The following is a 4,036-nucleotide window of genomic DNA, read 5'->3' as shown; positions in this document are numbered from 1 at the left end:
CCGCAGGACAGCCTGGCGCGCATGCAACTGTCCTTCGGACTCGGCAAGGCGAATGACGATCTCAGGGATTATGGCCGGGCCTTCGACTATTTCGCCGAGGGCAATGCGATCCGCCGCAAAGGCATCGACTACGACCAGGCCAGGACGCGGGCCGAGTTCGAGGCGATGAAGGCCACCTTCGATGCCGGCTTCTTCGAGAAGCACAGGCCCAGCTCAATCAGCGACGACACGCCGATCTTCATTGTCGGCATGCCGCGTTCGGGCACGACGCTGGTCGAGCAGATCATCGCCAGCCATCCGCAGGTCTATGGCGCAGGCGAGCTCAGCATATTGAAGAAGGCGGTCGGCAGGCAGTTCCCGGCGACCATGCCGGGTGGCTTCCCATGGGGCGTATCGGATACGGGCGATTCGGATTTTGCCGAGGCAGGCCAAGCCTATCTCGACATGCTCCATGCCCGCTATCCGAACATGCGCCACGTCACCGACAAAATGCCGGGCAACTTCCTGCTTGTCGGCTTCATCCACATGATGATGCCGAAGGCCAGGATCATCCACTGCGCGCGCGATGCGGCGGCCACCTGCCTGTCGATCTACAAGGTGCATTTCCGCGGCGACAGCCATCGCTATGGCTACGATCTCGGCGAGCTCGCCGACTTCCACAATCTCTACACCGACATCATGAAGCATTGGCACACGGTGCTGCCAGGCGTCGTGCACGATGTACGCTACGAGGATTTTGTCGCCGACCAGGAAGGCCAGACGCGGGCATTGATCGCCCATCTCGGCCTGCCCTGGGACGACGCGGCACTATCGTTCCACGAGACCGACCGACCGGTGCGCACGGCTTCAGCCGCACAGGTGCGCCAGCCGATGTATCAGGGGTCGGTCGATCTATGGAAGCGCTATGGTGACCGGCTGAAGCCGCTTCTGGACAGGCTGGATTAGCGCAACGCTCTCTAGCTGATCGTGGCCTTAGAGATTGGCCTAAGCACCCGCGTCGTCATCCTAAGGCCTTCGCGACGGAGCTTCGCTCCTGCTTCGTCCTAGGATGACGAAGCTGAGGGGCTTCTGCCAATCTGCTACCGGCTGCTCAAAGCTCTATGAATGGCTTGAAGCCACCGAAGATCATGCGCTTCCCGTCGAACGGCATGTCCGCCCAATCGGCCTTCAGGCGCGGATCTGCCATCACTTTGGCCATGACGGCATCGCGGCTCTCCCGCGACTCATAGACGGCCCAGGCGAAGACGACGATCTCGTCGTCCTTGGCCTGCACGGCGCGCGGGAACGAAGTGACCTCGCCATAGGGCACGTCGTCGCCGATGCATTCGACATAGGCGAGCGCGCCGTGTTCCATCCATATAGGGCCTGCGAGGTTGGCCAGCCTCTTGTAGTTATCGAGATTTGCCTTGGGCACGGCAAGCACGAAGCCATCGACATAGGACATTGTGGGTCTCCTCCTGGAAGTTCACAATCCCTCACCGACGCCAGCCGGTGAGGGACTTCGCCATTGGCGATAAATCAGGCTTTCTTGACCGGCGCATTCATCGCCCATTCGACGCCGAACGGGTCGCGCATATTGCCCCACTGGTCACCCCAGAACATGATCTGGAGCGGCACGGCGACTTCGCAGCCGGCATCGACGGCGCGCTTCCACCAGGCTTCGATGTCGTCGCTGCCGAGGTGAAGCTGCATGGTGTAACCTTGCGGCTTGACGGCAGGCATGCCGTTTTCGGGATAGAAGTCGGAGAGCATCAGCGTCGAGCCGTTGATGTGGAGGTGGATGTGCATGGTGCGGCCTTTTTCGTCCGCCGGATAGGCAAAGACCTGCTCGGCACCAAAGGCCTTCTTGTAGAATTCGGCAGCCTTGAAGGCGCCATCCAGCTGCAGATAGGGGGTCAATCCGCCGAGCACTTTGGCCGCGGGCTGAACGGGGGTCTGATCGGTCATCTGTTGTTCCTCTTTGCGTTTGGCCTTGCGAGCCAAAGGACGGATGAGGTGCCGGCGTTCCTACATGGCCGGCAGATTTTTTTGGCCGACCGGCCCTGGACAGTCCACGCAGCCGCAGTTGGACGAGAGGCGTGAAACGAACTTGCGTCGACCGCGCCCAATCAGAGCGCAATTCTCTCGGCTCGCAGGCTAGAACAGATGGATCAGGCGAACGCCTCTTCAAATCCTGGGACGACAATGATCCTCTACTATCAGACCCACTCACCCTTCGCGCGCAAGGCGCTCGTCTTCGCCCACGAGGTTGGCATTGCCGATCGGCTGGAGGTCATTCATCACGAGACCAGTCCGACCTTGCGCAATGCCCGCGTCTACGCCGAAAACCCGCTCGGCAAAGTGCCGGTGCTGTTGCGGCCCGACGCGTCGCCGATCTTCGATTCCGATGTCATCTGCGCCTATCTCGACACGCTGCATGACGGTCGCAAGCTGCTGCCGCAGGACGGCGAGGCGCGCTGGCAGGCATTGCGGTTGCAGGCGGTCGCCCAGGGCCTGGCGCAGACGGGTATAGCCTTGCGCTGGGAGACGGAAAGGAGACCCGAAAAGTTGCGCTATGGTGCTCTCGCCGACGGATACCGGGAAAAGATCGAGGCGAGCTACGACTGGATCGAGAGCACGCTGGACGACGAGGCGCCGCTCCATATCGGCCACATTGCCTTGGCCACCGCGCTGTCCTGGATGGCGTTCCGTCACCTTCCGCCTTTTCGCTCACGGGCACTGCTGACGCGCTGGTTCGAGGCTTTCGAAAAACGCGTATCGATGAAGGCGACGCCGCTTTCGGGCGATACGCATGACTGACTGGCGCCCCGCGAGGTCAGGGGCGGCGGCCGTTTTGCGCATCGAAGACGTCCGGAAACCCGATATCCTTGCGCAGCGAGGCAGGCAGTGAACGCAGGACGCGTTCGCTGCGGTGACGAGCGCGCGCTGCCGCATACCGGGTTGCGATGCGACCGATGGACGAAAGAACCGACATGATAATTCTCCTGGGTTGGGCCGGCATCATCGTGTCGGCATCCCAAGGACGCGGCGGGCTGAGGCTATCCGACAGATCGTCGAGATTTTTTTATCGCTAGCTCCGTAGCCTGCTTGAAGCGGGTTGTTGCTAACGCGATTACTTCAGGCCGCGGTTTGTAGACGTTCGATTGTTTCAAGATCGGCCTTCTTCGCCTCTCCCTCTACGGCGAGGTCGTAGCTCGCCTGCATATTCATCCAGAACTGCGGCGTGGTTCCGAAGAACTTCGCAAGGCGCAAAGCGGTGTCGGGCGTTACCGGTGTCGTCTCGCTGGCCAGGCGCTCGATGCGTGTGCGGGGCACATGCAGCTTTTTGGCCAGCGTGTAAGGCTTCAGATTGAGCGGCACGAGATATTCCTCACGGAGAATTTCTCCGGGATGGATAGGTGGGTTGATGTTCAGCATTTTGAACCCTCTTCAATGATAGTCGGTGATTTCAACATCCTCCGCTTGCCCTTCCACCCACCTAAAGCAGAGGCGGAATTGATCGTTGATGCGGATCGAATGCTGGCCCGCACGGTTACCTTTCAGCGGCTCAAGCCTGTTGCCGGGAGGCGTCTTCAGATTCGACAGTTCGGCGGCGTTGTCGATCATGAACAGCTTCCGCTGGGCTGAGCGGACAAAGGTCCGATGGGAAGCCCTTCGGAGCCTTGCCGTTCGAAACGGCTTCGCTGGTCTTGTCTTTGGAGGAGCTTATCACCTTGCCGACCCGAGTGGCGTACCATGGCATGATACGCTTCGGAAGTCAAGAAGACGTCTCGTAACATGATACGAAACTCCGGCCTGCGCTCGACAGGCCGGAACTTCATCGGCAGTTTTGTTCACCGATTAGCCAGCGCCCTCCGCCACCGAGCGGAAGAAATCCTCTGGGTCTTCGACTTCGGTCAGCCGCCGTTTCTCGATCAGCCAGAAGCGGTTGCCGATGGCGCGGATGAAGGAGCGGTCGTGCGAGGCGAGCACACAGCTTGCCTGATGTGCCAGCAGTTCCGCTTCCAGGGCTTCCTTGCCGTCGATGTCGAGATGG

6 protein-coding genes and 2 pseudogenes are annotated in these 4,036 nt (G+C 60.6%); 2 read left to right on the top strand and 6 right to left on the bottom strand.

The genetic code is table 11. From position 1 onward, the window contains the following. Positions 1-945, top strand: a 945-nt coding sequence (locus EOA22_RS26390) for a sulfotransferase (RefSeq protein WP_164755831.1), incomplete at its 5' end; no start/stop codon positions are given. Positions 946-1,090: 145 nt separating this feature from the next. Here EOA22_RS26390 and EOA22_RS26385 read toward each other — a convergent pair. Continuing rightward, positions 1,091-1,444, bottom strand: a complete 354-nt coding sequence (locus tag EOA22_RS26385) for a DUF1428 family protein (protein ID WP_063168835.1) — start codon at positions 1,442-1,444, stop codon at positions 1,091-1,093. A 74-nt stretch (positions 1,445-1,518) separates the two neighbouring features. After that, entirely contained in the window at positions 1,519-1,947 is a 429-nt protein-coding gene (locus tag EOA22_RS26380) for a glyoxalase/bleomycin resistance/extradiol dioxygenase family protein (RefSeq protein ID WP_013530024.1), read from the bottom strand. A 237-nt stretch (positions 1,948-2,184) separates the two neighbouring features. Between EOA22_RS26380 and EOA22_RS26375 the strand changes: the two genes are divergently transcribed. Further along, positions 2,185-2,799 carry a glutathione S-transferase gene (locus EOA22_RS26375; protein ID WP_063168834.1) on the top strand — a complete coding sequence of 205 codons (615 nt, stop codon included), beginning with the start codon at positions 2,185-2,187 and terminating at the stop codon, positions 2,797-2,799. Between the two features lie 16 nt (positions 2,800-2,815). Here EOA22_RS26375 and EOA22_RS26370 read toward each other — a convergent pair whose 3' ends face one another. The 4 genes and pseudogenes from EOA22_RS26370 to EOA22_RS26355 form a co-directional block, all read right to left on the bottom strand. Continuing rightward, on the bottom strand, positions 2,816-2,974 hold the full coding sequence (locus EOA22_RS26370; protein ID WP_013530026.1) for a hypothetical protein: 159 nt from the start codon (positions 2,972-2,974) through the stop codon (positions 2,816-2,818). Positions 2,975-3,117: 143 nt separating this feature from the next. Beyond that, positions 3,118-3,417: a HigA family addiction module antitoxin gene (locus tag EOA22_RS26365; protein ID WP_027039367.1), complete on the bottom strand. Its 300-nt coding sequence runs from the start codon at positions 3,415-3,417 to the stop codon at positions 3,118-3,120. Between the two features lie 12 nt (positions 3,418-3,429). Further along, a pseudogene (locus EOA22_RS26360) lies at positions 3,430-3,712 on the bottom strand (type II toxin-antitoxin system RelE/ParE family toxin). Between the two features lie 128 nt (positions 3,713-3,840). Further along, positions 3,841-4,036: pseudogene (locus EOA22_RS26355) on the bottom strand (ABC transporter ATP-binding protein); the annotation flags it as partial.

It is taken from the genome of Mesorhizobium sp. M7A.F.Ca.US.014.04.1.1, from assembly GCF_003998745.1.
Taxonomy (GTDB): domain Bacteria; phylum Pseudomonadota; class Alphaproteobacteria; order Rhizobiales; family Rhizobiaceae; genus Mesorhizobium; species Mesorhizobium ciceri.
The sequence above is the reverse complement of the archived record's forward strand: the minus strand, read 5'-3'. Positions and strand labels throughout refer to the sequence as shown.

Bases quoted from the DNA above. Each gene is read 5' to 3' on its own strand.
- EOA22_RS26365 (WP_027039367.1), bottom strand. From the start codon at position 3,417: ATGCTGAACATCAACCCACCTATCCATCCCGGAGAAATTCTCCGTGAG.
- EOA22_RS26380 (WP_013530024.1), bottom strand. From the start codon at position 1,947: ATGACCGATCAGACCCCCGTTCAGCCCGCGGCCAAAGTGCTCGGCGGA.
- EOA22_RS26375 (WP_063168834.1), top strand. From the start codon at position 2,185: ATGATCCTCTACTATCAGACCCACTCACCCTTCGCGCGCAAGGCGCTC.
- EOA22_RS26370 (WP_013530026.1), bottom strand. From the start codon at position 2,974: ATGTCGGTTCTTTCGTCCATCGGTCGCATCGCAACCCGGTATGCGGCA.
- EOA22_RS26385 (WP_063168835.1), bottom strand. From the start codon at position 1,444: ATGTCCTATGTCGATGGCTTCGTGCTTGCCGTGCCCAAGGCAAATCTC.